This window comes from Burkholderia sp. BCC1988 (assembly GCF_905339895.1).
In the GTDB taxonomy this organism is placed as follows: Bacteria; Pseudomonadota; Gammaproteobacteria; order Burkholderiales; family Burkholderiaceae; genus Burkholderia.
The window spans coordinates 1-1,815 of the sequence record NZ_CAJPHA010000054.1 but is presented as its reverse complement, the minus strand read 5'-3'; the positions used below and the strand labels follow the sequence as shown (position 1 = coordinate 1,815).

The 1,815-nt window shown below is 68.9% G+C and carries 1 protein-coding gene; it reads right to left on the bottom strand.

Annotated elements, in window-relative coordinates:
• Window positions 1-1,815: TonB-dependent siderophore receptor (locus U4012_RS35470; RefSeq protein WP_321804521.1), on the bottom strand; the 1,815-nt coding region annotated here is incomplete at both ends.

Below are 1,815 nucleotides of genomic sequence, written 5' to 3'. Positions count from 1 at the left end.
GCGCCGGGGAACAGGTACGCGTCGCCCTGCTGCTCGCCCGCATCGCGCCAGTAGAACTTGTTGAACAGGTTGTCCACCGACACGCGCAGCACCGTGCGATGGCCCGCGATCTTCGTCGTATAGCGCGCGCCGAGATTGAACACGAACCACGACGGCACGCGCGCGGTGCCCTCTTCGTTCGCGTTGCGCGCCGCGCTGTACTCGACGCCGCCGAGCATGTTCAGGCCGGCAACGCCCGGCACCGCGTAGTCCGCATACAGCGATGCGCGCAGCGCCGGCACGTTGATGATCTGGTGCCCCTCGTACGCCGGCGAACCCGAATCGTACGCGCGCGCGCGAATCGCCGCGACGCTGGCCGTCAGCCCGAGCCGCTCGGTCACGCGCCCGGCCGCGCCGAGCTCGATCCCCTGGTGGCGCTGCGTGCCGCGCTGCACGAACGTATAGCTCGTGCCCGACGCATCGGGGTCGGCGAACTGGAACGGCTTGCTGATCGAGAACACGGCGGCCGTGAGGCTCAGCCGGTCGAGCCAGTCGTATTTCGCGCCGAGCTCGAACTGGTGCGATTCGACCGGCGGCAGGAACGCATACGCGTTGGTCGCGCGCACCGGCGCCTGGTCGCCGAGCGACAGCGCCTTGCTGTACGACGCGTACAGCGACAGCACATTCACCGGCTTGTAGACGAGCGCGATCTGCGGCAGGAACACCGAGCGGTCGGTGTGCGTCGCGTCGCCGTCGAGGCTGCTCCAGCTGCGCTGGCGCAGCAGCACTTCCTTGCCGCCCGCGAGCACCTGCCAGTGCTCGCCGATGCTGATGCGGTCGAGCCCGAACACGCCGTACTGCCACGCGTCGAGCTGCGGATACGACGGCCCGGCCGTGTTCGGCGACGGTGCGAACGCGACGTCGGGCCCATAGATGTTCTCGCTGCCCACGTAGTCGTACACGGCATTCGCCATGTGCACGACGCGGCGCTGCACGCTCACGCCGAGCGTCAGCTCGTGCCGCAGCGGGCCTGTCGCGAACTTGCCGGTCGTGACCGCGCGCAGGTCGTCGTTGCGGCGGTATTCGCCCGGGCTGCGGAAGTCGTACACGTCGTAGTCGCCGTTCGCGCCGAAGAAGAACGGCGACGTCGTGCCGGCCGCGCAGCTCGCCGCGTAATAGCAGCCGTACGCGAACGCGCTGTTGTCGTCGATCATCGTGCGGCTGCGGCCGGCCGCGACGTAGGCCTTCCAGTCGTCGTTGAACTGGTAGTCGAAGCGCGCGTTCAGGTTCAGCGCATCGGTCGTCACCGGCTTCGCCCACGGCTGCGTGCCGAGCGCCTTCGACGTCGTCTTGACCGACGGCACGACGGTGCCGCCGAGCAGCTGGTAGCCGGGCGCGGAACGCTGGATCCACTGCTGGAATTCCGCGTTGAACTGCAGGCTCGCGCGCGGGCTGATGTCCCAGTCGGCGGCGATCGAGCCGAACGTGCGCCGTCCGTTGGTGCCGTCGATGTACGAGTGCATGTTCTCCTTCGCGGCGTTGATCCGGAAACCGAACTGATTGTCGGGGCCGAAGCGGCGGCCGAGATCGACGGCCGCCGACGTCGAGCCGCGGCTGTCGACGCCGCCCGTCACGCTCGCGACGTTCGCGGAGCGCTTCGTCACGAAGTTGATCACGCCGCCCGGCGCGACCACGCCGCTGTCGATGCCCGCCAGCCCCTTCAGGATCTCGACGCGCTCCTTGTTCTCGAGCGGCACGTTCTGCTCGCCGGACACCGTCAGCCCGTCGATCCGGATCGCGCTCGCGAGATCGACCGGAAAGCCGCGGATCGCGAAG